The following is a 25136-nucleotide window of genomic DNA, read 5'->3' on the forward strand; positions in this document are numbered from 1 at the left end:
GTGTGCACATCTCGTCCACTGATGGATGGGATTTTTTTGTTTGGAGGAAAGAATGAAAGTCAGTGAAGGAGGATAAACATGAATCGATCTCGTCTCGTATCTACTTGTTTGATGATCGCGGGCTTTGTCTTGTATTTTTTGCTCAATGAACCTGAAACAGGACATGCAATGCACATCATGGAAGGGTATTTGCCATTATCCTGGGCCTTATTTTGGTGGGCTGTGTTCTTGCCATTCTTTATTCTTGGGATTCGCTCGATTAACAAGATTGTAAAAGAACATCCCGAGATGAAGCTCCTTATTGGCGTTGCAGGAGCATTTGCATTTGTTTTATCTGCACTGAAAATCCCTTCGGTTACAGGCAGCAGCTCTCACCCGACTGGAACGGGTCTTGGCGCCATTATGTTTGGGCCTTTTGCGATGTCTGTGTTAGGGAGTATGGTGCTCTTGTTTCAAGCCTTGCTTTTGGCACATGGAGGTTTGACTACGCTAGGGGCAAATGCTGTATCTATGGCAGTAGTAGGACCCATGGTGGCATACGGAATCTATCGGTTGATTATGAAAGTGGCCGGAAGTCAGCGTCTGGCGGTTTTTGCCGCGGCGGCTTTGGCTGATCTCGCTACCTATGTGGTGACTTCGCTTCAACTGGCACTCGCATTTCCAGCTGAATCTGGCGGAGTGTTGGCCTCGTTTGCCAAATTCGCAGGAATTTTTGCCTTCACGCAAGTACCGCTCGCTATTAGTGAAGGTCTGTTGACCGTTCTTGTTTGGAACTGGTTGTTATCTTATAACGCAAAAGAGCTTACACAGCTTCGTTTGCTCAAACGGGAGGAATCGCTGTGAAAAAAGGATGGAACTGGCTTTTACTCTTGGGGGTAATCGTACTGGCTACTGTCCCGTTGTTGCTGGTGCAGGATTCGGAATTTGGTGGCGCAGACGGCGTGGCAGAAGAAGCGATCAAGGAAATCGCTCCGAGCTACGAACCGTGGTTTCAACCGCTGATAGAACCGCCAGGGGGAGAGACGGAGAGTCTATTGTTTGCGGTGCAGGCGGCGTTGGGAGCGGGAGTGGTTGGCTACGCCGTGGGCTTGTACAAAGGTCGGTTGGATAAACGCAAAAAATGAACGGGCTGCAGCTTGATTCTCTCTCTTATCAAAACAGGCTAAAACATCTGCCGCCAGCTCATAAGCTATTGCTGGCGAGTGCAATGTTACTGCTCGTCCTGGTGGGACATGTATGGATGCAGATGGCGGTCGTGGTTTGGATGACGATATGGGTAGTGGTGTATGCCCGTATTCCGGTCCGTATCTACTGTGCCTTTATGATCGTGTCACTCTCGTTTTTCGCGGCGGGGCTCCCTGCACTATTGATTGAAGGGGCGAGAGCAGGAGGAGTACAGGTCCAGGTCGCGGCAGCATGGGAATTCGGTTCGTATGTGCTCTATGTGCCGATGTCCTCCTTCAGTAAAGTTTGGATTTTATTTTGGCGGACCATGGCGAGCTTATCTTGCTTTGCTTTCCTTTTGTTTACCGTGCCGTTTGCCGAAATCTTGCAGGTGCTTCGCCGGCTTCATATGCCTGTTCTTGTGACTGACTTATTAATGATCATGTATCGGTTTATTTTTGTGTTGGTAACGATTTCTCACCAGCTCTGGATTGCCCAACGTTCGCGCGGAGGTCATCGCGGCTTCCGGGCGACACTTCGGGATGCAGGGGTTCTCGTTGCGCAATTGTTTGTCAGAGCGATGCGCAAATACGAAGCTCTGCACAAAGGAATGGCGGCAAGAGGTTTCGGGGAGAGCATGCAGGTGCTCTCGTTTCATTCCCATGCCCGCTCGCGCCGCTATGAGTGGGAATCAATCGCAGGCTGTATGCTGCTGGTGCTGCTTGAGTGGTGGACAGGAGGTTGGCGGTTATGACATCACGGTTGTTGGAGTTCATCGATTTGCAGTACACGTATCCGGGAGGGCGGGGACCAGTCCTGTCAGGGCTGTCCTTATGGATTCCAGAGGGGAAAAAGTGTGTTCTTTTGGGGCGGAATGGCTGTGGGAAGTCGACCTTGTTCTTGCATGGAAACGGGATCATCGAGCCACAGCAGGGACAGGTGCTGTGGAAGGGGAAACCGCTTGTCTACAAACGGGTCGCATTGCAAGAGATGACGCAAAAGGTAGGCTTGGTCTTTCAAGATCCCGAGCATCAGTTGATCGCAAGCACAGTGGCGGAAGATATCTCCTACGGTTTATGCAATCAGAAGCTGCCCGTGGACGTAATCCGGGCAAAGGTAGAAAAGGTGCTGGATGCATTCGGGTTAAGAGAGCTGGCAGAAGCTCCGATTCATCATTTGAGCCTGGGACAAAAACGGAGACTGGCACTCGCGGGGGTCATGGTCATGGAGCCAGAGCTTTTGCTATTGGACGAGCCTACTGCGTATCTGGATCGCTATCAGACCAAAAATTTGCTGCGGGAGCTCGATGCCATTCACCGACAAGGAACGACTGTTTTGATGGCAACACACGATATGGATATTGCGTTTGAATGGGCCGAGTGGATTTGCATCATGGATGAAGGCAGGCTTGTATTCGCGGGAGATCCGCAGGAGGCATTGGAAAACAGAGACATGCTGGAAAGCCTTCATCTGGGTATGCCGTTGCTCGTTGATGTGTGGGAGGCACTGCCTGAACAGTGGAAGCGAGAGTTGGGCGGAAATATTCCACGTTCGGTCGACGAGCTGAGAAAAATGCTCAGTGTTCAGCGGGTGTGGTGAATGGAGTGGGCGCTTTCGGGTAAGCTAACCCCAAAAAGCCATGGAGGTACGCAGTATGGAACATGACTCTGTCTCGAGTTCATCTGTCCCGAATCATCAGGAAAAAGGAATCCCTCGCCAAGTGAAGGATGAACTGATGTATCAAGTGTTGGAGAAAGACATGACCACCGCTGAACAGGAAAAGAAGATAAAGGATGATTACCTAAAAGGAAAGGCGTAAATTTGCGCCAAGAAGCCCTTCTCGCCACATAAAGGCGCGAAGGGCTTTTTTACATGGAAAGATCCCCGTACCCACCCTCGTCTGTCAGACAAAATCAACACACGGTAGTTACAATACCAAGTACACATTACTCATGTCACATTACTGGGCGTTTTATGTGAGAGAGGGATTTGAACCCTCAGGGTTGCCCCTCGACCCGACCAATGAGTTTTCAACATTAACCCTGTTGAATGGGGACGTGTTCGCCTTTTGCAGACAGACTACCGACTTCCATGTCTCTTACATCAGGTTTCTTGCAGCTCCGTTAACCAGTTGAATTGTTGAATGCTTGCATCCAGTTCCCGGTACTGCTTGGACAGCTCGTCGACTTGCTTTTGCAACTGGGCAATATTAACAGTCGAGTGAATCTTGACCTCCGAACGGCTGTAGCGATCATGCTTGACTGTAGCTGCTTTGATCAGGTCGGCCAGCTCATTGCGTTTTGAACCGAGAACATCACGTTTGGTTAACGCATCGGAGAGCGTCATTGTTTCGTTAAAGCGGCAAGACGCATTGGTTCGATTGATTTGCTGAACAATACGCTCGAGCTGGTCAAACAACTGATACAGCTCAGATAAGAGATCGTCAGGATTTTCTGGAGGCTGTTCACCTTCCTGGACCTTTGCGCTGCGGTGCAAGCGGTCTCCCAACTGTTCGATTCGCTTTTGATAATCGGCACGAATGATTAACGCTTCCGCGAGTTTCACAACCGTAACCCCCTAAACCAATCTGATAGTTTATACGCTTGTTTGTTTGATTGGTTGTGGTGAAAAAAATAAAATATAGGAAAACTTGGATTCCGCTGAAAAGGTAAGAAGATTTGTACGAATTTTGTAGGGATATGTCCATTCATCACGAATAACGTAAAGAAGGCACTTACTTACAATGGGAGAAGTGATGAGGTTGTGATTTCAACTTTGAATAAGACGCTATGCGTTCAGCAGCTCGTAGAAAAATTAAGAGACAAGCAGCTTCTTCATGTACCAATCGCTGATCTTCAAGAATCCAATAAAGTGTTGTTTGAATACGTCAATCAGCTCAATGACTCGATTGCGATCATTCCGACTACGATTAATTCGGTCATTACAGGCGTCATCCGCTTTCAGGAAGGGTACTTTATTACCTTAGGCATGCTCATTTGGAAAGACGCCAACAAAAAAGGGGCGTTCAAAGAAGGGACGTTTCTTTTTTACAAGCATGACGCTCAGGATTCGATTGAGGAGTGCGTTCATATTACCAATTCCATCGAAAATCACAATCTGATGGAAAGCCTGTTCTTTGCTTGCTGCGAGAGCAAGGATGGCGATTCCGTTCTTTCCTATTCGCATATCGAGCATGCGATTACATACGGGGAGCTGTATCGTGACATAAAGTCCAAAATCAAAAAAGGATTTGCATAGTTAGAGAAACTTTACACGCCAAGTTTTGGGTGATATACTACTGAAAATTTATAAAATATTCCAATTGAAGAGGAGTTTTCCTGCTTGATGATTAAGAAGTAACGTCTTGCCATTCGCCAGTTGGCCCGCCCCCCTCCACGTAAATGGTTTTGTTTACCCACAAATAAAAACCACTTACAACAAAATGGAGGAATATCACAATGAGTAAACCTGAAATGAACGTTGCCCTAGTAGTCGGTCCGGATACGGACCAGGATAGCCAAGCAATCCGAAATACACTTGAGTATTTTGGAGCTCGAGTCTTTACGTACTGGATTGGTCGACCAAGCGATTTGATCGATGTATTGAATGGCAGCGACCTCTACCCAAATACCGACATGATTATTTTGAATTTCCATGGCGATGAGGGAAGCCTCATCATGCCAGAGCTGGGCGAGGACGTTTACGAGGAAGGAGAACCAAAGGATAATTTTGGTCCTGACGAGGTTAGACGTTTTTCCAAGCTGGATGGAAAAATCGTGTTAGGTAACGGATGCTCGCTGGGTGATCCCGAATTAGCGAAGGCCTTTCTGGAAAGTGGTTGCCATATGTATATTGGGCCAGATGATTACCCGGACGGAAGTTCTGCGCTGATGTTCGCCCTGCGCTTTTTCTACGAGGTAATTCAAAACAAGAAAAGCGTGGAAGAAGCTTTTCGAATCGCAAAAGCAACTGATGAAGAAACCGAGATGTACCAGCTTTATGTAAAAGAGTAATGACAACGCAAAGGGAGCCTTGTACGAGGCTCTTTTTGTGTCGAGAATTGTCAGGCTGTTATTCTTGTTGGTAGTCATATTTTGGATTATGGTAGGAGAGATTTATTTCAATTAAGGGGGAATTTCTTTGAAAAAAATGGCTTTTTTCATAGTGGCTTTCGCCATCATGTTGGCTGGATGTAGCTCCGGGCAATCAACGAATACGGTAGCACCTGTGCCAACAACGCCAGCTGGCACGGCTCCAGCTGAAGCAACCGCGCCAGCTACACCAGCACAAGAAGCGACTGCTCCTGCAGAGACAGAGAAAGCAACGATCACGAAGAGTGAATTTGAACAGATTGAAAATGGGATGAGCTTGGAGGAAGTGAAAAAAATAGTGGGCGGAGAAGGCGAACTGCTTGCTGAGGTTGGGAAAAAGGGAGAGGAAGGACACACGATCGTCTATATGTATAAGGGAGAAGGGTCGATTGGAGCAAATGCGAATTTTTCTTTCCAAGGCGGAATTCTGCAAGTAAAGTCGCAAATCGGACTGCAATAGGATGAAAAAGGGCGCAGGCAAATGCTTGCGTCCTTTTGCTATTAGGTGAGGGTACAGGCAAATCATGAGAAAAGCGCATAGAGTAGTGTGTCTAAGGAAAGGGGGAGACAGAATGGGTTTCTTTGATGGCTTCGATGACTTTGCTCTGATCCTGGTCCTTTTCATTTTGTTGGTAATTGTCGGTTGTGATTGTTAGGGTAACAAAGTAATGCAAAGGGACATACAATCCCTTTGCATTATTCATTTACGAATGGAGGTGAGGAGGAAAATTGGCTAGAAAAATCAATGGTTTTACCCCTGAGTTCTCTGACTGGCTCAAGTCAAATAAGGTTTCGGTCAGAAAGCTGCAAAAAAATCCTGAATCCCTTGGTCAGTATTATCAAGAGTGGGCAAAAACAAGCCGTAGGACGAGAAAAGAGTCTCGACCGCCAAGGGTTTCCAATCTAAACCTTGATATGGGTACCATTTTAAATGGTGTACGCATAGCAAACGAGGTATTCAGAACGTTCCAAGGAGCAAATGGGCTTGGAAGTATGTTTAAAAGGTTCATGTAGTGATCATGAATCTTGTTGGGAGCTATTCCAGCAACCCCAGCTCTTGGTAAACCTTGCTGGACACGACACCGTTTGGTATTAATTTTCGATCCCGTTGAAATTTCTTTAGAGCAGCAGTTGTCGAGGATCGAAACTTGCCATCGCATATCCCGTGATAATAACCAGCGCTCTTCAATCGAGATTGAATGAGCTGTACATCTCCACCAACATCGCCCTCGGCTAAATCTCTAGGATCGTGGCTCGGGTCCCCTAATACATGACCGTAAATCGTTACTTTTGTTCCGAGTGGAATCATCTTGAACAGTTCGATGACGTCGTTGTTTCGCATGCGGATACAACCATGGCTCAAATGCTGTCCGATGGAGTATGGCTTGTTTGTGCCGTGGATGCCATAAATTCCCCAAGGGACGTTTAAGCCCAACCATCGTGGACCGAATGAGGGTCCCCAATCTTTTCCTTTGTATATGACTTTGTATTCTCCAACTGGTGTAGGTGTAGAAGGATTACCAACGGCAACGGGATACGTTTTTACTGTTTTCCCATGCTTTTTGACAATTAACTTGTGTTTCCTGGGATAAACCTCAATCGTAAAAATCCCTTGGTCGCTAATGATTGGTAACGAATGCTCGGCGTAAACAATTTTTTGACCGATTTCAATTTCTACAGGAAAGCTAATGGTTAGGAGAAGAATGGCAGCAAAACAAATAAGCAAGTTGGTTATCGTTCGATTCACCATTGTCTATGTTCATCCGATCATCTGTTTTTTTCACAGTACAACTTTAATTTGTGAATGGAAACAGCATTTTATTCGGGAGAAAGTGAAAGCCCTCCTCATCAAGAGAAGGGCTGTTTCTTTGCTTATAGGTCGTAATACAGCTCATATTCTTTTGGATTCACTGTCCGCTCGACTTGTTCAATCTCACCACGTTTTTGTGCAATCCAGCCTTCTATTACTTCTTTTGTGAAAACATTCTCTTCGAGCAAGAAATCATGGTCTTGTTCAAGGGCGACAAGTGCTTCAGCGAGAGAGGCGGGAGCGCTCTTGATCTCGTGCTTTTCCGCATCGGACAAGTCATAGATGTTTTTATCCATTGGCCCAAAGCCCAGTTCACGCGGGTTGAGCTTGCGCTTGATGCCATCGAGGCCAGCCATCAGCATGGCGGCAAAAGCCAAGTACGGGTTAGCAGTAGAGTCCGGAGTGCGGAACTCAATGCGGGACGCTTTTGGCGTAACGGCGGCAATCGGAATTCGAACGGCAGCAGAGCGATTTCCTTTGGAGAAGACCAGATTCACTGGTGCTTCGTAGCCGGGAACCAGTCGCTTGAACGAGTTGGTGCTCGGGTTAGTCAGGGCGATCAACGCAGGGGCGTGGTGCAAAATACCACCAATGTAGTGCAGCGCAGTCTCACTTAGGTTTGCGTAGCCGCCTTGCTCATAAAACAATGGGGTATCGCCGTTAAACAAGCTTTGGTGAACGTGCATGCCAGATCCGTTGTCTCCAACGATTGGTTTTGGCATGAAGGTAGCAGTTTTGCCGTGTTTGGCAGCTACATTGCGCACGATGTATTTGAATAGCAATAAATTGTCTGCTGTACGAGTCAGTGTATCAAAGCGGAAATTGATCTCACCTTGACCGGCAGTTGCCACCTCATGGTGATGGCGCTCGACATGCAAACCGCATTTCGTCATCAATGTGCACATTTCATTGCGGATATCCATTTGGGAGTCTGTTGGTTGAACAGGGAAGTATCCGCCCTTGTTGCGTACCTTGTAGCCGAGGTTTTGTCCTTCTTTACCCGTATTCCAGAAAGCTTCTTCTGAATCGATGTGGAAGAAGGAACCGGACGGACCAGAGGCAAAGCGTACGTTGTCAAAGAGGAAGAATTCGGATTCAGGGCCAAAGTAAGCAGCGGTAGCGAGGCCGGATTGTTGCAGATAGGCTTCAGCCTTGAGGGCAATGCCGCGAGGATCGCGTGTGTAGACGGTGTTGTCTGGGTTGACGATGTTGCAGATGATATTCATGGTTTTGGCTTCTACGAAAGGATCGATGAAGGCGGTTGCCGGATCGGGCATTGCCACCATGTCGCTTTCTTCAATGGACTTGTAGCCGATTAGACTGGAGCCGTCAAATGCGACGCCATTGCGGAATGTTCCTTCATCTACCGCGTAGGCAGGAACGGTGACATGGTGTTGGCGGCCGAGCAGGTCAACGATGCGAAAATCTACATATTCCACTTTTTCCGCGTCAATTGTGGACAGGACTGTTTTCATATCCAACAAGATTCACTCCATTCACGAATTAAATTTATGAATTCACTATCAACATTCGGTTTTTCCTCGGTTTCTATATTCTGAATTATATCGACAGTTATAATTGTTCGTCAAGAGGTTTTCTTACGTTTGTTGTGAGGTTTTCTAACATTATATTGTGGGGTTTAGAAAATGGTTACTTTCTAATAAAATGTAGACAAACCAAGACTTATAAACGCGGAGGCGATATAGATGAAGGTTCTCGTACTGGGAGCAGGGGGCATTGGCGGTTATTTTGGTGGCAGGCTGGTTGAATCGGGAGTAGATGTAACGTTTCTTGTGCGTGAGCGTAGATACAAACAGTTGCAGGAGCGAGGCTTGCGCATTCAGAGCATTCATGGAGATTTGCTTTTGGAGCAGCCACAACTGATTCAAGCAGGGGAGGAAGCAGGACCATTTGATGTTGTGCTGTTATCCAACAAAGCCTACACGCTGGAAGAAAGCGTGGATGCCATCGCTCCGTACGTAGGCGAGGACACAGTCGTCATTCCGCTGCTGAACGGAATTGCGCATATGGAAGTGTTGTGGGATCGTTTTGGGCGGGAGCGCGTGCTCGGGGGTCTTTGTTTCATTGAGACGACGCTGAATGCTGATGGCGATGTCGTGCAGACAAGTCCTATTCATAATGCGGTTTTCGGTGAGTGGGAAGGTGGCAAAAGTGAGCGTGTAGAGCGAATGGAGCAAGCCTTTTCCAAGATCAACGGAACGATGCGTGCTAGTACAAATATTCAAAGGGAAGCCTGGCACAAATACTTGTTTATTGCGACGTTTTCCGGTATTACCACACTGATGAATTCCGCTGTTGGACCGATCCGGGAATCGGCTTGGGGTGTAGAGCTGACACGTCAGCTCGCAGACGAAATCGCTTCTGTCATGAATGCTTTGGAGGCACCAATTAAGCCAGATATCGTCGATAAACAAATGGAGACTTTCCAAAATCAGCGTCCTCAAACGAAATCGTCCATGCTGCGCGATATGGAAAAAGGTCTTCCGGTGGAAGCAGATCATCTTCAAGGCTACCTCTTGGAGCGAGCAGAACAAAAAGGCGTGTCCACACCGCTTTTAAAAGTTGTCTACAATAATCTGAAGGTTTACGAACAGAAGCGTGCAGGAGACAAATAAGGTATAATACTGGGTGAAATGTCTTTCGCTTACGCATTATAAAAAGTAGGAGGGGTAAAGATGGAAGTCATCAAGATTTCCCCCCGTGGATATTGTTACGGTGTGGTAGATGCCATGGTATTGGCACTGCGAACAGCGCAAAACTTTGACTTGCCCCGCCCGATTCATATTTTGGGCATGATCGTACACAATGCTCACGTCGTCGAGGCGTTTGAAAAACAAGGGATAAAAACATTGGATGGAGAGGATCGGCTCGCTCTCTTGGATCAGGTTCAGGAGGGAACGATCATCTTCACTGCCCATGGCGTGTCTCCTGAGGTGCGCAAGAAAGCGCGCGATAAAGGCTTGACCGTTGTCGACGCGACTTGCCCAGATGTAACGAAGACACATGATTTGATCCGTGAAAAAGTAGCGGAAGGCTATCATGTGCTCTACATCGGAAAAAAAGGACATCCAGAGCCAGAGGGCGCTATGGGGATTGCGCCGGATCACGTACATCTGGTTCAAAAGCTGGAAGAGCTGGACGCACTCGATCTGCCAACAGACAAGCTGATCGTTACGAACCAGACGACGATGAGTCAATGGGATGTCAAACATCTGATGGACGCCATTCTTAAGCGTTTTCCTGGCGTGGAAGTGCATAATGAAATTTGTCTCGCTACGCAGGTTCGTCAGGAAGCTGTAGCGGAGCAAGTAGGAGAGGCAGATTTGTGTATCGTCGTAGGCGATCCGCGCAGCAACAACTCCAATCGTTTGGCACAGGTCTCAGAAGAAATCGCGGATGTTCCGTCGTATCGGATCGCTGATTTGTCTGAGCTCGACATAGAATGGCTGCGTGGAAAGAAAAATGTGGCGGTTACTTCTGGCGCTTCGACGCCGACTCCATTGACGAAGGAAGTCATCTCCTTCCTGGAGCAGTTCGATGAGTTCAACCCGGCTACATGGGAGAAAAAACGGACCGTTAACATGGCGAAAATATTGCCAACGGTAAAATAAATCATGTAGGCATGCTCTGTGTTATGTTTTCTTACACGGTTAATTAACCTCAAAATAGGAGAGTTGTATGCCAGAATCACTTTCCGGTTTCGGGCTGGGGGGCGCAAAAGGCAGATACGCTAGTCTTTGCGCCCTTTATCTTTTTATTTACTACGGGTTTGGCGCTTTTGCTCCGCTTATTACGCAATACTACGAATCCATCCATCTAACGGGGACCCAAATTGGTCTCATCAGTGCAGTCGCGCCGATCGTTTCCATCGTGGCACAGCCGATGTGGGGTATGATCTGTGATCGCTATCAAATTCGCAAAACTGTGCTGATTCTGACATTGATCATCACCGGGTTGGTGGGACTCCTCTTTACGGGTGTCTCCACCTTTGTCTACGTCTTTTTGCTCTACATATTGTTGTCGTTTTTTCAAAGTGCCGTTGTTCCCATCTCTGATAGCTTGGCTCTTGGTTATGCTAAGGGACATGGCCTTCAGTTCGGCGACATTCGCTTGTGGGGAGCAATCGGCTTTGCACTAGCGGCATTCATCACGGGTCTTCTCGTTGAGCAGTGGGGGCCACATGTTCTTTTTTACTCGTTTTGCCTGGCGTTTCTGATTGCCATTCTGTTTCTTAGGAAGGTTCCGGAAGAAGTGACAGAGGCTTCGCGGTTTCGCGTCAGTATGCTTGCGGGGATAAGGGATTTGGCACGAATTCCGCGATTTGCGTTGTTCTTGATTTCATCGTTCTGCATGATGGGCTCTGTAAACGCCAATAATATTTGGTTTTCCCTGTTTTATCAGGATATCGGAGGAACCATTGCCGGGATCGGTCTTGCCTTCTTGTTGTTTGCAGGCAGTGAGGCTCCTTTTATGAAGCTGGCGGGTTATATTGTCCGCAGGTGGGGACTGGAGTTGACGTTGCTTCTATCAGCGATTTTTTGCGCGATGCGCTGGTTTTGGTATAGCTCCGCTCCAAGTACGACTGCCGTGATTACGATGTTCTTTGTGCAGGGAATTTCAGTAGGCTTTTATTTGGCAACGGCGGCCCAATTTGTGCGCGAAAATACGCCCGCATCCCTTCAAGTGACGGCGTTGGCCATCTTCTTTTCGGTGGGAGGCGGGCTTGGTTCGATGTTTTGCAATTTGGTAGCAGGGTGGATCAAAGATTCATTTTCGGTACTCGCCATTTATTTGTTTTTTGGAATCATCACCGCGATTGGGATCATTCCTCTGCTCATGATAAAATTCGGACGGTGGAAGCAAATATCACCAGTCGAAGAAGTGCAAGCTAGTCAATGACGAGCATGCCTTGGAAGCCTGTTTCCGGATAGCCAGGTGCGTCTGATACGAAATGATACCGACCACGTTTGGCGGCTGAAAACTGTAAGAGAGTCGATTGAGTCGGCTTCAATTCTGTGGATGTAAGGTTTAGATCACGAATGGATAGATTGTGAGGGCGCGTATCGGTGTTGACGATCATCAACGAGACTCGCTCTCCTTCGTGTGCAGTCAATTGATTGGGCAAAAAGCCAGCGCTAGAAATCGTAACGGTATGTGTCCGTGTGGCGATCGCGTACGAAGCGGGCAGGCGATGGTGATGATGTGTCCAAAGTAGCGTTAATGTCACAGCCAGAGCGATGATTGGATAACGAAGCTGCCGATACCAGTGACGAGACATTGTGCTTTCAACTCCTTTGAGGACAATAGCATGGGAAGTTACTATTATCCTGTCCCCGGAGTGAGGGGGATAAACACTTTTTCCCTATTCGATTGAACAAGAGGTGGAAAACGTATCTTTCCCTGTCATGCAAAATAAAAAAGACTGTTGATTGATTCAACAGCCTTTTTTATTTTGTATTTTTTGTAACCTTTTGCTATTTCTTACGATTAATTAATGTTGAAAAATACGGGAGGATGTAAATGATGAAAAAGCTGAATAAAGTGATTTTTTCGGTAACAACTGCAACTCTACTTGCTACTACGCCAATCTATCTGACGAATAATGGTCAAGTGCTGGCGGAGGAGAGCAAGGCAAAGGAGCTTGCACCTGAATGGAAAATGAAGGTAGAGCTTGCAATCCAAAAGGTAAAGGAAAGGCTGCCATATTTAGCCGATTTTTCTTACAGTACGCTTGAGATTTTAGAAAAGAATGATGGAAGGAATCGCATCAGAGTCATCTTGCAAACGTCCAAGGAGAAGAAGAAACCGTCTTTTGAATTCAGTTTGGATGAACAAGGGAATCCCAAGGGGTTTAGCTACTACGAGGAATTTCCCGAAGAAGGAAGGCCGAATATTGAGCATGACAAAGTAAAGAGTAAGGCAACAGATTTTATGAAACAATGGTATGGTCCAGATATGGGCGGTTTTGCCTATAACCCTAACTATTCACACGACAACGAGGCCCATTTTACAAAACTGGTAAACGGACTTCCCTATCTGAATATCAATGTTCGTCTAACCGTAAACAGCAAGGGGGAAGTCATATCGAAAGGGTCAGGCTTATATAATCTCGGGGGCGATGATGCACCAGCCCTCGAAGATTTGAAGTTTGCTGATCCTAAGGAAGCCATATCCAAGGATCAGGCTGAAAAAGCCTTCGCCAAACATCTGAAGCTCTTTTATTTGAAACAGCCAGCAGAGGGATGGGACGAGAAAACGAAGAAATACTTGTATGGCTCTCCTACCTTACGCTACAAATCGGAATTCTCGGAATTTATCGATGCCAAAACAGGCAAGGAAGTTCCTGATTATGAAGGTTCGGGGAGTGCTTATAATTCCATTGTCAAAGTGAATCCTGTCGGTAAGGAAGTAACCGTAAAGACGACAGAGGAGGCAGCAGCTATGTTCGCTGCTTTTGGGATCGAGAGCAAAGCTGAAACAATAAAAGAAGGCATTTCTGAAGATACGAAAGGTAAGGAATATACACATGAAATCAATAAAGACTTGGAGGCTATCATTGTAACGGAGGAAGAAACAGGACGATTCATGAGCTACGGTGTGATTGACAAGAAAAAGAAAGAAAGAGAATACCCTGAAGAAGATCCAAACGGAAAGAAATGGCTAACGCCAGAAGAATCGATGAAACTAGCTATTACTGCGCTGGAAAAGTACGGACCAAAGCATGTAAAAGAAGTGATGCCGATTGGGACAGCAGAGTTTCGACAGAGAGGCGCTGAGCAGGGTTTCAAGTTTGTAAATGTGCACGAAGGGATTCCCGTTCTGGATGATGAGATTTCTATCAGAATAGACCGTATCACGGGAGAGGTGAAAGGTCTGCATATGTATGATGTATCTTGGGAACCACTCATTCTGCCTGACCCCAAAAAGGCTGTATCACATGAGCAGGCGCTAAAGGAATACTTGAAAGTGCGTCCACTGGAGCTGCAATATCTCACACCGGAAGCCGATATTTTGTCGGATAACCCAAGTTATCAACCCATTCTGGTGTACAGAACAGCCATATCCCTAGACCACCAAGAAATGGATGCCCTAACCGGCAAATTTACTACTGCAGCTGAATTTCATAAAAGTCCGTACTAAGACAGGAGGCTAACCCGTGCAGGAGGATATCGAGCAGAGGATCAGTGCGATCTATCATGCTCACTATCAGGACGTTTACTACTTTCTGCTCCATTTTACGGGCAACCAGAATGATGCCGAGGATTTGACGCAGGAGGTTTTTACGAGAGTGTTAAAGGGGCTCGCCGGATTTGATGGTAGAGTCACTCTGAAAACATGGCTCTTCTCCATTGCCAAGCATGCGGCGATTGACCAGCATCGCAAGCAGAAGGTCAAGTCCTTTTTCTCAGAAAACTGGCTGATGAAGCTGGCGACCAAGGAAGGGAGTCCGGAAAATGTCCTGACCAAGCGGGAAAACGTTCGTGAGCTGAAGCAAGCGATCCAAAAGCTAGCGCCCCATTATCGTCTGGTTCTGATTTTGCGTTGCATCGAGGAATACAGCGTCAAGGAGACGGCAGAAATCCTGGGTGTATCGGAATCCAAGGTGAAAGTAAACACCCATCGGGCATTAAAGCTGGTCAAAGAAATGATGGATGATACGGAGGAAGGGGGCTTTCTAAATGAGTGGGCTAGAGGATGAGGAGCTGACGGTCCAACTGCGAGGGTTAAGAAGGCAAGACCCACCCCCCCGTCAGGAATTTGTCACCTATTTGGATCAGACGCTGGTTAAACAGGCAAGGCAGATGAAGATGAGGCAAAAAGTGTACCACGTGCTGTCGGTGACAGGAGGTGCAGCCGCCGCAGTAGTGTTGGCTCTTTTCGTGGCTATGCCTGTTGGAAAAGAATCGCCAGAGGGAACGAGCAGTATCCGTTCCGAGGAACGTCCAGTGTCTGTACCTCCATCGGAAAAAATGGGAGTAACACCGCAAGAACCTGTTAGCAAACAACCGCCAGTGAAGCGGGAGGAAGGACAGACCAAACAAAGCAGAGAACAAGCTGTTGAACCGAAGACGCAGTCGTTCGCGAATAAGCAAGCACAGCAAAAAGAAGCAACATCCAAAAGCAATGGACCTGCGCTGTCTATAGAGAAATATATGCAACAAAAACTGGGTGATAAAAGCAAGCAGTATCGAATGGTTTCGAGCCAACAGGAAACGAATACAGCCGTCTTTCAACGCGAGATCAACGGTGTTCCTTTCGTGGATAGCGTCGTGAAGGTTCGACTGGCGGAGGATGGAAGGCCAAGGGGAATGGTTATGGAAGAGAGTATCCATGCAGAGGCAGAGCTTTCGTTATTTCCCAGTCCAGCAAAGGCGATTTCCAAAGAAGAGGCCCTTCAAAGACTGACGGTCAATTTGAAACCAGAAGAAGCGGCGACCTTCTCTGGCTATATCAATGCATTGAATGGAGAAGTGCTGGACAAACATTTTCAAAGCCTGACAGCAGGTAGCGGCTACAACCTCATCCCGATTCAGGCACAAGCGAAGCCATTAAAGGCCAGCTCAGAAGAAGAGATAGCTTCCCTTATCCAGCATGAGTTCGGTGTTCATATAGGAGGGGAAAACCGTCCTTTGGCAACGGTTGAGAACGAAACGTACATGGAATACACATGGAAAGTCGCAGATGCTACCTATCTCACTGCACGATTTGCAAGCCCGTCTGGTCAATTGCTGACATATCGAATGAAAAAACGGACGGATTCAGAAACTCTCCCGGAACTGTCCCAAGCAGAAGCTGCCCAAATTGGGGCTAAAAAACTGGAGTCCTATCTGCCAACATCGATCACGCAGCTTGCAATGGATGGTGCGGCGGTGGAGGGGTCTGCCATCAGGCTTGATTTTACTGCGACTGAACAGGGAGTACGATTAGACAGTTACCGGTATAAAGTCTGGGTGGATGGCACGAGCAAGCAAGTAATAGGGATGGAGGGGGATTTTACTGAGGGCGGGAAGGTATTAACTGAGCCTATTAAAGGTAACGGCCCCCCACTGGAACTGCTTTATGTTTGGCCGGAATTAAACGGAAAACGGACGCCAGCACCCTATCTGGTGTACCAGGTGAAACAATAAAACGACCGGGCCGCCTATTTGTTCAAGACCATCTCAACTTTTTGAGTGGTCTTGTTTTTTTGTGTGAGTAGAAGCATTTTAATACCATTTTCGAAAACAGCGACGGTCGCTATGTGAATCAGCAAAGCAGCTTCTATGTTATGCATTGCTTTTTTTATTTTTGGATCGAACAAAAGGGGGAGACGGAAAGGCCATCCTTTCCGGAATGGCCTTTCATTTTGATGTAAACTTTAATATATCGAAATATCCGTTCCATAAAGGTGAAGACGAAGGCGTTTTGCAATGGACAGCGAAGAATAATTATCCCATGATGTACTATATAAAGGAATCCTTTGAGACTGTCTTATCGCTTGTGCCCATGAGGACGTTACGTGTATCGCATATCCTTTTCCTCTATAATCTTTTAATGTCTCGACCCCGGCCTCTGCAGCCTTATCGCTACTTCTTGCGCTAAAACAGACAGATACGGCCATGTTGTTTTCCGTCACCATAAAACAAGGTCCTCGAAACTTAAGCTCCGATAAAAGGGTAGGAAACCCTGGTTCCAAGCAATGTTTATTCTCTTCAGTGACCAAAGTGGCGTCTGTGTAATCCTTTACGGTTTCATGAAATGTAAAAGCCGGCCCCATCCATAAGCCTCTCATTTCTCTGTCTTTCTCTAACGCGTGAATAACATGAGGCAGTTGCTCGGTTGAATCACCCTGATTCAGGGATTGTATGATGTCATGGATGATGAGATTTGGTACGTCGCTGTGAAATCTTACAATACTGCCAGCAGACGTCTGTCCCCAAAAAAATCGAGGAGCAGGTTGGTTCGTTGGCTCATTAATCGTTGTGATACGTCCAGCATGATCATGATTATAGAGTACTCTTGCTTGAATGCTCATTAGTTCTAAATGGTTGTACAAAGGCTTACCTCCTCTATTGATCACTCACCCTTTCCCTGTACCATTTCATTATCATCAAAGATCACTCGCTCTCGGCATAATCTGCATTCAAGATATCATCTTTCAGAAGCATTTTGAACTGTCTTCGTCATATTTGAGGTACGGTTCTCCGCGATAGTCTTACTTGGGCTTTTCATTCGGATAACAGAAAAAAGGGGCGAGCCTGTTACTCGTCCCTTTTGCTTTTAGATAAATACATGTAACAACAAATAGATGGCCGCAGCCAGTAAGGCAGAGATTGGCAGCGTAATAAACCAAGTGATCACGATTCGTTTGGCAACGCCCCAATTGACGCTTTTCAGCCGTTTGGCTGCGCCGACCCCCATGATCCCCGAAGAGATGACATGAGTAGAGCTCACAGGCAAGCCTAACTGCGTAAAGGTAAAAATGATCGAAGACGAAGTGAGATCGGCAGTGGCTCCGTTAATCGGTTCAATCTTGGTGATTTTGCCCCCGACCGTCTTGATGATTTTCCAGCCTCCGATAGAGGTTCCCAAGCCCATCGCGAGGGCACAAATAAACTGCACCCAGAAAGGAATCGTGCTTGTATCCGCATGCAGGTCAGCGGCAACGAGAGCGAACACGATAATGCCCATCGCTTTTTGTGCGTCATTCGTTCCATGTGTAAAGGATTGCAGGGCCGCCGTGAAAATCTGAAAGAAGCGAAATCCCCGGTTGACCTTGGAAGGAGGAACCATGATCCGACTGAAAATGAAATAAACTAAATTCATCATGAGGTAAGCGGCAACCAGCGCAATAACCGGTGACACAATAAGTGCCTCGAATATTTTTGAAAAACCAGCCCAGTTGATTTGCGCACTCCCTGCGGAAGCGAGGACTGCCCCTACGAGCGAGCCGATGAGAGCGTGAGACGAACTGCTGGGGATACCGTACCACCACGTAATCAAATTCCAAAGGATCGCAGCTAATAGAGCAGCCATGACCACAAGCACACCGAATTCCAGCTTGGTAGGATCGGCGATATCTCCACCAATAGTCTTGGCGACCCCGGTAAATGTCAGGGCACCGATAAAGTTCATGATAGCCGCTAGGCAAATGGCAATCTTAGGCGGGAGAGCCTTGGTGGATACGGTGGTTGCGATGGCATTGGCAGTGTCGTGAAACCCGTTGATGAAATCAAAGAAAACAGCCAAAATGATAACGGCAATCACAAGAGGAAGGCTCGTATACATGAAAGTAGGTCTCCTTGTTTAAGAGTTGCCCATGATCACGGATTCCATCGCATCCGCGACATCCTCACAATGATCCATGACATCTTCGAGCACTTCGTAAACCTCTTTGAGCTGCATAATGTGAATGGGATCGCTTGAGTTTTTGAACAATTGCCGAATGCTGCTCCGCACCAATTCATCCCCTTCGCTTTCCAAATCGTTAATGCGGATGATGTACTCCTTCATAGCAGACAACTTTTGCTTTTGAAGTAGTTCGATGGCGAGAAGAATTTGCTTGGTAGCTTCTTCGATGAGTTGACCGAATCGCACCATCGTTTGATCTGGTTCCATGATATCGTACATATAGAGTCGCGAAGCGCAAAACTCCAATCCGTCCAGCACATCATCCAGCTTGACGGCAAGGTCCAGAACGTCCTCACGCTCGATTGCGGTAATAAATGTCTTGTTGATTTGCACGATGATTTCATGGATGAGCTTGTCTCCCTTTGTTTCGTACTCCTTCATCTCTGTAGCAAAGGTTTTGACAGTCTCTAGTGAAGTGATTTTGTATTCGTTAAAATAGATCGCCGTCTGATGCACATTTTTCGCAATCTCATACAAGTCATCCAAGAGTGCATCCGATTTGGTAAAAAGCATTAAACAAACCTCCACTTCGAAAACCCGAATAGGAGTATTTTGAGTGGAGGGGATGGGGATTATTCACTTTTTCATGAACTCTTTACGAGATGAGTAATTGGGCTGCCATATAGAAGGCCACTCCCCACATAATCACAGCCGAAACCATATTCAGGCCACGCTGCAATTTTCCGGACCGGTCCAATCGTCCAGCTGTACGACCAGCTACAGAAAGGCCGAAAAACCAGAAGCAGGATACGAGGATGCAGGCAACAGTAAAGCCCCACTTTTCTGTTCCCGAATAGCTGAGTGAGCTGGTGCCGATGACCCCGATCGTGTCGAGAATCGCATGCGGGTTCAACAAAGAGACAGAGGCAGCAAACATGATTTGCTTTTTGGCCGAAAAGCGCTCTTTCTCCCCAGCCTCAGTATCTGGACGGCTACGCCACGTTAAATATCCCATGTAAACCAAAAAGAAGAAGCCGATGACATACAGCACCGTTTTCAGCCATGTGACTGTCAATACAACCAAAGAGACTCCCAATACTGCCAATAAAATGAGCAGGGTATCGCAGAGTGCCGCAGTCAGTACGACGGGCATGGCGCGAAGTAATGTAGGTTGTAGAGCCCCTTGATTAAAAACGAAAACATTTTGTGCGCCGAGCGGTAAAATAAGTCCAAAAGCAAGCACAAAACCGTGCAAAATCGCTTCCAGCATGATCGTTTCCTCCCCGTTTCTCTCTCGATGCAAAGGCTAATTGCATTACTTTCATTATTCACGGTTGTGAATCTGTTGTCTCCAGCCAATTGGTTTACATCCAAACCAACCAATTTGTACAATGATCAGACGAGGAGGAATATGCCTGTGCTAACGATAGACTGGAAGCCTGACAAATCATCTGACATACCGATCTACGCGCAGATCGTAGCTTATATGAAGGGTAAAATTGCAGGTGGAGAATGGCCGATCAATAGTAAATTGCCAACACAAAGAGCGTTGGCGCAAGCTTTTGAGGTAAACCGCAGTACGGTGGTGACGGCGTTGGAAGAGCTAAAAGCGGATGGTTTCATTGAAGCAACCGTAGGCAGTGGCTCCGTCGTTAGTAACAACACGTGGTCCTTATTGACGACCGCGCCGCCACCCAATTGGCTGGGCTACGCGCAAGCAGGAGCGCATCTCCCCAATTCGCCGACGATTCAGGATATCAATCGTTATGAGCCAGACCCGAGGTACATTCGTTTAGGGACAGGTGAGCTGTCGCCGAACTTGATTCCTGTTGCGGAGATGGAAGCGGTCATGGCTAGCTTGCAGGGCAAAATGACTCATCTCGGATATTCGGAGCCAAAAGGGCTGTTGCCTTTGCGCCAAGCGATCAGCGATCATTTGCGGGGCAGGGGGATCGAAGCTTCACCAGCGTCTATTTTGGTCGTTTCAGGAGCCCTTCAAGCCTTGCAGTTGATATCGATTGGCATCCTTCACCGTGGATCTACCATCTTGCTCGAGCAGCCTTCGTATTTATTCTCTCTACCTTTGTTTCCATCATCGGGAATGCGTCTGGTTGGTGTACCGATGGATGCGGAAGGAATCTCTCCCCAAGTGTTAACGAGACAAAAACAGGCGCATAACGCAGCACTCCTCTATACGATTTCGGCTTACCATAATCCGACTGGGATTAGTATGTCAGAGAACCGAAGGGAACAAGTGCTGGCCGCATGCGAGCGGGAGAGGCTGCCTGTGTTGGAAGACGATGTTTATGGAGAATTGTGGTTGGACGAACCGGGGCCATTGCCGTTAAAGGCGAGGGATCAGAGCGGGTTGGTCTTGTATTTGGGCAGCTTGTCCAAAACGCTCAGTCCAGGGCTGCGGATCGGCTGGATTGTAGGTCCTGAGCCAGTCATAGAACGCCTCGCGGATGTAAAAATGCAGACAGATTACGGAGCGAGTGCGATTTCCCAATGGGTGGCGACAGAATGGCTCACAAGCGATAGATATTCCCGGCATCTGGATCAGCTCAGAGCAGCTCTGCGACATAGAAGGGACAGGATGTGCGAATGCCTTGCTCGCTGGTTTGGCGATCTGGCAGATTGGCATATTCCGCATGGCGGTTTTTATATCTGGCTGCGTCTGCATCAGGCAGTTTCTATGCGCAAGCTTTTTACGGAAGCACTGGCAAAAGGGGTTCTGTTAAATCCGGGCTTTGTTTATGATCAGACGGATAGTCATCATCTTCGCTTGTCCTACGTGTACGCAGAAGAAGTCGACATGGAAAAGGCGTTATATGTAATAGCGCAGCTCCTGCGTGGTAGGGGGTAACGAAAAGAAGACACCTGCTTGGGTCAGGTGTCTTCTGCTATATCAATGATAAGGGAACTGCGTGGAGTACCCGCTAAATTGCTGATAAGCTTGCTGGAGTTTTTGCTGCTCGGAAGCCTCCAGCTTGTACCATCCCTTTTGGAACATGAGATTGAAAGCATCGCGGGCTGATTGATGGGTTTCATTCAGAATTTGCAGCATGTCATCATAAAGCTGCTGGTGGCTGGCTTCACGAACGGCGATGTTAAAGTTATCGGTCAAGTATTTGCAGGTAGCTAAACAATCGTTGAGATAATCACGATCGTTCATTTGCGGACCTTTTACTTGTGGCAGCTGACCGGATTGTGGATTGGCGATCTGGTTTTGGTTTGGCATCCCGATTCCTCCCTTACTGCATTTGTTGTTGCTGTTGTGATTGCTGTTGCTGGGACTGCATCTGCGGAATGGTCGCCATCACTGCGGTGTTGTTGTTTTGCAGGTGACTCAGCAGTTTTTGGTAGTGTCGCTGGTGCATTTGTCCTTGCTGTTCCAGACATTGCTTGACCTGGGGATCAGTAGCTTGCTGTGCAAAAGCATGCAGCTTTTTGAAAGCGATCAGTTCCCATGACAAAGCATCCTTGAGATAGCTCAAGTCCTTTGTCGAAATGACCTTAGGCGGTTCGGGAATCGGAGCTTGTGTAAAAGGCTTGGAAGACAGGATGGATGGCATAAGGTTGCTCCCTTCAGATGGAATCATGTATAGGATGAGCAACAAGTTAGGATGTAACCCCTGAGGATTGCAGCCAAAAAAAATCCGGTCACAAAGGACCGGATTAGGTTAGCTCCAACGAAGAAACGACGATGTCAATGCTGGCGGGAGCGATATTGAGACAATAGTGAGCTTCTTTGTACAATGTAGATTGAAGGGCATAGATAAGTGCTGGAATATTTGTCATGTAAGGCAGTTGAAGAGCAATCGAAACCTGAAACCGGGGTAAATCCTCAAAGCTGGAGACGATCTTGACCACATGCTGGACCTCGTCAAACTGGTTGCAGGCTGCTTCCACGATTTTTCGCAATACATGAGGATGAATCACGATGCGTCCACCTGAAAACGGAGGATGAACCACGGTTGTTTCCCCAATGACTTCTTTTTTCGAGCTGAAAATCTGTTGGGCAGAAGAGATGAGACGCTGAAGGAAATCTTTTTCTACCTCCACACGCGGAATCGGTATCGTGTGCTTGCCCATTGTTTCCCGCACGTAGCGGGCAGCCTCGATTTCCTGCGGAGGCTTGATGGATTCAATCGGGATGAAGTCCACCTGAAAAGGCAAATGCAGCGCTTCGACGATACGACTAATCATCCGTTGCGAAGTTCCTAACACGAGTAGTCGGCTTGGTTGAATCTCGCCAAGACTTCGCCGTACTTCTTCAGCGTGCTCCTTATAATGAAAAATAGCTCGTTTTACCGCCTGAATTTTTGTCTTCTCATATTTGGCAGAGGTTCCGGCCACCTTGCGTCCCTGGTAAATCAGGATGCCATCATCAATAATGGCGTCGATGTTCATTCGGTGAGCAAGTTCTAATGCACTGGTGCTTTTTCCTGTTCCACTGGTGCCGTACAAGGCGTAAATTTCCATGGGACCTCCTTCGTCATTTTTCTCGATTATGCTTGATCTTTTTTATTATACATGACAAGAAGGAGGGACAAAACGACTTTACTGGTATTGTGCCCCCATCTCCCGCGATCTTTCGGCAGCACGCAGGATGGCTGCCGTGACAGCCTCCTGAAACTGATAGGCTTCCAATACTTCCAGCCCTGCCTGGGTCGTTCCGCCTGGACTCGTTACTTTTTGGCGGAGAATCGAAGGCTCTTCGCGTGTATCGAGCAGCATATGTGCCGCGCCAATCACGGTTTGCAGCGTTAATTGGCGCGCCATTTCCCGATCCAGTCCCGCTGTGGCACCTGCCCCCATCATGGCCTCTACCAAATAGTAAATATAAGCAGGGCCGCTTCCAGACAATCCAGTAATGATATCCAGCTCTTCCTCGGCGACTTCATATACGGTGCCAATTGCTTCGAAAAGTTTGGTAGCCAGCTCGCGGTGCGCTTCCTGGACGAAAGGATTCGCGCACAGTCCGGTAGCAGACAAACCAACCGCAGACGATGTATTGGGCATCGTTCTGATGATCGGGCACTCTGCGCCGAGCCACTCTCCGATCAAGCTGGTGGAGACGCCAGCGATTACCGAGATAATCAATTGGTCAGAACGAACGACCCCACGCAAATCCAGCAAAGCCTCTGCGGCATCCTTCGGCTTGATAGCCAAAATCAAAATATCGGAAGAACGGACTACGTCAAATTTGTCCTGAGTAGCAGTTACTCCGTAGTCATTTGCCAACTGCTCCAAACGCTCCCTATTGTTGCGGTTCGTGACGGAAATACGCTCAGAAGGGAGTAACCCTTTCTTTACGATACCGGAAAGCATGGCCTCCACGATCGAGCCAGCACCGAGAAAACCGATCCGCCCTTCTGTAATCGCTGTTGCTTGGTTGCTCATGGTGATTCCCTCCCTTTTGGACTATCGGATTTGGCCGTTTCCGCGTACGACATACTTGTAAGAAGTGAGCGCTGGCAAGCCCATTGGCCCACGAGCATGTAATTTTTGCGTGCTGATGCCGATCTCAGCACCGAAGCCGAATTCTCCACCATCGGTAAAGCGGGTAGAGGCGTTGTGATAAACCGCTGTGGCATCGATCGCAGTCAAAAACTGACGGGCCGCGATTTCATCTTCCGTTACGATTGCCTCGGAATGGCCGGAAGTATGCGCTGTAATATGTTCAATGGCCTCACTCAGGCTATCGACAGTGCGAACCGCTAGAATCAGCGCAGAGTATTCTGTATCCCAGTCTTCTGATGTTGCTTGGTGCAGTTGAGCGGCGAGGTCAGTATGAAGCTCGATCGTACGCTCACAAGCGCGGAGCTCAACGCCCATCGCCAAGAGCTTTTGAAGCAATTCACGTTGATTTTCCTGTGGCCAACTGCGGTGCACGAGTAGTGTTTCGGCAGCATTGCATACGGCAGGACGACTAGTTTTGGCATTGATCACGATGCTTTCAGCCATGTCATAGTGAGCCGCTTCATCCACATAAATGTGGCAATTGCCAACGCCTGTTTCGAGTACAGGAACACTTGCGATTTTCAGAACGCGCTGGATCAGTCCTGCTCCACCCCGTGGGATGATGACATCGACGAGACCATTGGCGGTGCACAAGTAATCGACAGAAGCATGTTCGGCAAAAGGCAAGTACTGCACGGCTTCCGCGTCAAGTCCGGTCGCAGTGAGCGCTTGACGAATACTAGTCACCAGCGCGAGATTGCTATGAACAGCGCTGTGGCTGCCGCGCAAGACGATCGCATTGCCTGTTTTGATGGCGATTGCTGCTGCGTCAACAGTGACGTTCGGTCTGGCTTCGTACACCATTCCAATGACGCCGAGAGGGACGCGGATTTGTTCGATGAATAGTCCGTTTGGTCGTGTCCACGAGTCGATCCGTTCCCCGACAGGATCATCGAGGGATACCAGCTGCGCCAGACTATCCACGAGTTGTGTTATTCGCTCCGGCGTCAACAAGAGACGATCTAGATAGGAGGCAGGCTGACCGTCTGCTCTCGCGATGGCGATGTCTTTGGCGTTTTCGGAGAGAATAACAGCCTCATCTGCCAGCAGCTGGTTGCCGATTGCGACGAGCACCTCGTCTTTTTGTTTGCGAGAGAGTATAGCCATTTTTCGTGAAGCCTGTTTGGCCAGGCTCAATTGTGTATGCACTTTTTCCTTCAAGCTTTCCATGGTTTCTCCAACTCCTTTTTCTA

General features: G+C 47.8%; 30 protein-coding genes. 17 read left to right on the forward strand and 13 right to left on the reverse strand.

Annotation, left to right across the window (positions count from 1 at the left end; all coding sequences use genetic code 11):
• Positions 1-78: 78 nt before the first annotated feature.
• Genes ODZ53_RS27405 through ODZ53_RS27425 form a run of 5 tightly spaced genes read left to right on the forward strand, consistent with a single transcriptional unit; the run spans position 79 to position 2983 of the window.
• Complete coding sequence (locus ODZ53_RS27405) at positions 79-843, forward strand: energy-coupling factor ABC transporter permease (RefSeq protein WP_016742902.1); 765 nt, start codon at positions 79-81, stop codon at positions 841-843.
• Complete coding sequence (locus ODZ53_RS27410) at positions 840-1124, forward strand: energy-coupling factor ABC transporter substrate-binding protein (RefSeq protein ID WP_372681418.1); 285 nt, start codon at positions 840-842, stop codon at positions 1122-1124. The genes ODZ53_RS27405 and ODZ53_RS27410 overlap by 4 nt, the downstream gene beginning before the upstream one ends.
• Complete coding sequence (gene cbiQ, locus ODZ53_RS27415) at positions 1121-1918, forward strand: cobalt ECF transporter T component CbiQ (RefSeq protein WP_372681420.1); 798 nt, start codon at positions 1121-1123, stop codon at positions 1916-1918. Before ODZ53_RS27410 ends, cbiQ begins: the two co-directional genes overlap by 4 nt.
• A complete protein-coding gene (locus ODZ53_RS27420) occupies positions 1915-2763 on the forward strand; it encodes an energy-coupling factor ABC transporter ATP-binding protein (protein WP_372681422.1) in 849 nt (282 codons plus the stop codon). Before cbiQ ends, ODZ53_RS27420 begins: the two co-directional genes overlap by 4 nt.
• A 55-nt stretch (positions 2764-2818) precedes the next feature.
• Positions 2819-2983, forward strand: coding sequence for a hypothetical protein (locus ODZ53_RS27425; protein ID WP_172801895.1), 165 nt, complete (start codon positions 2819-2821; stop codon positions 2981-2983).
• Positions 2984-3267: 284 nt separating this feature from the next.
• Here ODZ53_RS27425 and ODZ53_RS27430 read toward each other — a convergent pair whose 3' ends face one another.
• Positions 3268-3729, reverse strand: coding sequence for a DIP1984 family protein (locus ODZ53_RS27430; protein ID WP_199927301.1), 462 nt, complete (start codon positions 3727-3729; stop codon positions 3268-3270).
• Between the two features lie 198 nt (positions 3730-3927).
• Here ODZ53_RS27430 and ODZ53_RS27435 point away from each other — a divergent pair, with 198 nt between their 5' ends.
• The 5 genes from ODZ53_RS27435 to ODZ53_RS27455 all read left to right on the forward strand — a co-directional run bounded on the left by ODZ53_RS27435 (position 3928) and on the right by ODZ53_RS27455 (position 6269).
• A complete protein-coding gene (locus ODZ53_RS27435) occupies positions 3928-4422 on the forward strand; it encodes a hypothetical protein (RefSeq protein ID WP_372681425.1) in 495 nt (164 codons plus the stop codon).
• A 200-nt stretch (positions 4423-4622) separates the two neighbouring features.
• The gene (locus tag ODZ53_RS27440; protein WP_372681427.1) at positions 4623-5177 is read left to right on the forward strand and encodes a delta-aminolevulinic acid dehydratase; all 555 of its coding nucleotides are present in this window, start codon (positions 4623-4625) and stop codon (positions 5175-5177) included.
• A gap of 136 nt (positions 5178-5313) precedes the next feature.
• Positions 5314-5715: a hypothetical protein gene (locus ODZ53_RS27445; protein ID WP_372681467.1), complete on the forward strand. Its 402-nt coding sequence runs from the start codon at positions 5314-5316 to the stop codon at positions 5713-5715.
• Positions 5716-5827: 112 nt separating this feature from the next.
• Complete coding sequence (locus ODZ53_RS27450) at positions 5828-5911, forward strand: YjcZ family sporulation protein (RefSeq protein ID WP_041749637.1); 84 nt, start codon at positions 5828-5830, stop codon at positions 5909-5911.
• A gap of 73 nt (positions 5912-5984) precedes the next feature.
• Positions 5985-6269 carry a hypothetical protein gene (locus ODZ53_RS27455; RefSeq protein ID WP_173606895.1) on the forward strand — a complete coding sequence of 95 codons (285 nt, stop codon included), beginning with the start codon at positions 5985-5987 and terminating at the stop codon, positions 6267-6269.
• A gap of 22 nt (positions 6270-6291) precedes the next feature.
• Here ODZ53_RS27455 and ODZ53_RS27460 read toward each other — a convergent pair whose 3' ends face one another.
• Positions 6292-7005 carry a L,D-transpeptidase family protein gene (locus tag ODZ53_RS27460; RefSeq protein ID WP_372681429.1) on the reverse strand — a complete coding sequence of 238 codons (714 nt, stop codon included), beginning with the start codon at positions 7003-7005 and terminating at the stop codon, positions 6292-6294.
• A 122-nt stretch (positions 7006-7127) separates the two neighbouring features.
• Positions 7128-8546 carry a type I glutamate--ammonia ligase gene (gene glnA / locus ODZ53_RS27465; protein ID WP_372681431.1) on the reverse strand — a complete coding sequence of 473 codons (1419 nt, stop codon included), beginning with the start codon at positions 8544-8546 and terminating at the stop codon, positions 7128-7130.
• 225 nt (positions 8547-8771) lie between these two features.
• Between glnA and panE the strand changes: the two genes are divergently transcribed.
• The 3 genes from panE (at position 8772) to ODZ53_RS27480 (ending at position 11985) form a co-directional block, all read left to right on the forward strand.
• Positions 8772-9701 carry a 2-dehydropantoate 2-reductase gene (gene panE, locus ODZ53_RS27470; protein ID WP_372681433.1) on the forward strand — a complete coding sequence of 310 codons (930 nt, stop codon included), beginning with the start codon at positions 8772-8774 and terminating at the stop codon, positions 9699-9701.
• Positions 9702-9761: 60 nt separating this feature from the next.
• A complete protein-coding gene (locus tag ODZ53_RS27475; protein ID WP_173626728.1) occupies positions 9762-10697 on the forward strand; it encodes a 4-hydroxy-3-methylbut-2-enyl diphosphate reductase in 936 nt (311 codons plus the stop codon).
• Between the two features lie 67 nt (positions 10698-10764).
• A complete protein-coding gene (locus ODZ53_RS27480) occupies positions 10765-11985 on the forward strand; it encodes an MFS transporter (RefSeq protein WP_372681435.1) in 1221 nt (406 codons plus the stop codon).
• On the opposite strand, the gene ODZ53_RS27485 is transcribed toward ODZ53_RS27480, so the two are convergent.
• The gene (locus tag ODZ53_RS27485; protein ID WP_016742915.1) at positions 11975-12364 is read right to left on the reverse strand and encodes a cupredoxin domain-containing protein; all 390 of its coding nucleotides are present in this window, start codon (positions 12362-12364) and stop codon (positions 11975-11977) included. The genes ODZ53_RS27480 and ODZ53_RS27485 overlap by 11 nt on opposite strands.
• 242 nt (positions 12365-12606) lie before the next feature.
• On the opposite strand from ODZ53_RS27485, the gene ODZ53_RS27490 reads away from it, so the two are divergent.
• From ODZ53_RS27490 to ODZ53_RS27500, 3 genes are read left to right on the forward strand one after another with little or no spacing between them, the layout of a single operon-like run.
• Positions 12607-14226, forward strand: a complete 1620-nt coding sequence (locus ODZ53_RS27490; RefSeq protein ID WP_372681437.1) for a YcdB/YcdC domain-containing protein — start codon at positions 12607-12609, stop codon at positions 14224-14226.
• Between the two features lie 16 nt (positions 14227-14242).
• Complete coding sequence (locus ODZ53_RS27495) at positions 14243-14785, forward strand: RNA polymerase sigma factor (RefSeq protein WP_015893149.1); 543 nt, start codon at positions 14243-14245, stop codon at positions 14783-14785.
• Complete coding sequence (locus tag ODZ53_RS27500) at positions 14766-16214, forward strand: hypothetical protein (protein WP_372681440.1); 1449 nt, start codon at positions 14766-14768, stop codon at positions 16212-16214. Before ODZ53_RS27495 ends, ODZ53_RS27500 begins: the two co-directional genes overlap by 20 nt.
• A gap of 230 nt (positions 16215-16444) precedes the next feature.
• Here the strand turns inward: ODZ53_RS27500 and ODZ53_RS27505 are convergent, their stop codons facing one another.
• From ODZ53_RS27505 to ODZ53_RS27520, 4 genes are all read right to left on the reverse strand, one after another.
• A complete protein-coding gene (locus tag ODZ53_RS27505; protein ID WP_372681442.1) occupies positions 16445-17122 on the reverse strand; it encodes a GNAT family N-acetyltransferase in 678 nt (225 codons plus the stop codon).
• A gap of 224 nt (positions 17123-17346) precedes the next feature.
• On the reverse strand, positions 17347-18354 hold the full coding sequence (locus ODZ53_RS27510; RefSeq protein ID WP_372681444.1) for an inorganic phosphate transporter: 1008 nt from the start codon (positions 18352-18354) through the stop codon (positions 17347-17349).
• 18 nt (positions 18355-18372) lie between these two features.
• On the reverse strand, positions 18373-18990 hold the full coding sequence (locus ODZ53_RS27515) for a DUF47 domain-containing protein (protein ID WP_142497011.1): 618 nt from the start codon (positions 18988-18990) through the stop codon (positions 18373-18375).
• A gap of 82 nt (positions 18991-19072) precedes the next feature.
• Entirely contained in the window at positions 19073-19687 is a 615-nt protein-coding gene (locus ODZ53_RS27520) for a LysE/ArgO family amino acid transporter (protein ID WP_015893143.1), read from the reverse strand.
• Positions 19688-19834: 147 nt separating this feature from the next.
• Here ODZ53_RS27520 and ODZ53_RS27525 point away from each other — a divergent pair, with 147 nt between their 5' ends.
• A complete protein-coding gene (locus ODZ53_RS27525; protein WP_372681446.1) occupies positions 19835-21283 on the forward strand; it encodes an aminotransferase-like domain-containing protein in 1449 nt (482 codons plus the stop codon).
• A gap of 42 nt (positions 21284-21325) precedes the next feature.
• Here the strand turns inward: ODZ53_RS27525 and ODZ53_RS27530 are convergent, their stop codons facing one another.
• From ODZ53_RS27530 to ODZ53_RS27550, 5 genes are all read right to left on the reverse strand, one after another.
• Positions 21326-21658 (reverse strand): spore coat protein, encoded by a 333-nt coding sequence (locus ODZ53_RS27530; protein WP_016742927.1) that lies wholly within the window; start codon positions 21656-21658, stop codon positions 21326-21328.
• Between the two features lie 13 nt (positions 21659-21671).
• On the reverse strand, positions 21672-21992 hold the full coding sequence (locus ODZ53_RS27535) for a ferritin-like domain-containing protein (protein ID WP_142497014.1): 321 nt from the start codon (positions 21990-21992) through the stop codon (positions 21672-21674).
• A 103-nt stretch (positions 21993-22095) separates the two neighbouring features.
• Positions 22096-22902, reverse strand: coding sequence for a hypothetical protein (locus ODZ53_RS27540; protein ID WP_199928504.1), 807 nt, complete (start codon positions 22900-22902; stop codon positions 22096-22098).
• Positions 22903-22980: 78 nt separating this feature from the next.
• Positions 22981-23823 (reverse strand): pyrroline-5-carboxylate reductase, encoded by an 843-nt coding sequence (proC, locus tag ODZ53_RS27545; protein WP_372681449.1) that lies wholly within the window; start codon positions 23821-23823, stop codon positions 22981-22983.
• A 21-nt stretch (positions 23824-23844) separates the two neighbouring features.
• Complete coding sequence (locus ODZ53_RS27550; RefSeq protein ID WP_372681451.1) at positions 23845-25113, reverse strand: glutamate-5-semialdehyde dehydrogenase; 1269 nt, start codon at positions 25111-25113, stop codon at positions 23845-23847.
• Positions 25114-25136: the final 23 nt, after the last annotated feature.

The sequence above is a fragment of the Brevibacillus sp. BD137 genome (assembly GCF_041644655.1).
Classification (GTDB): Bacteria; Bacillota; Bacilli; order Brevibacillales; family Brevibacillaceae; genus Brevibacillus; species Brevibacillus brevis_D.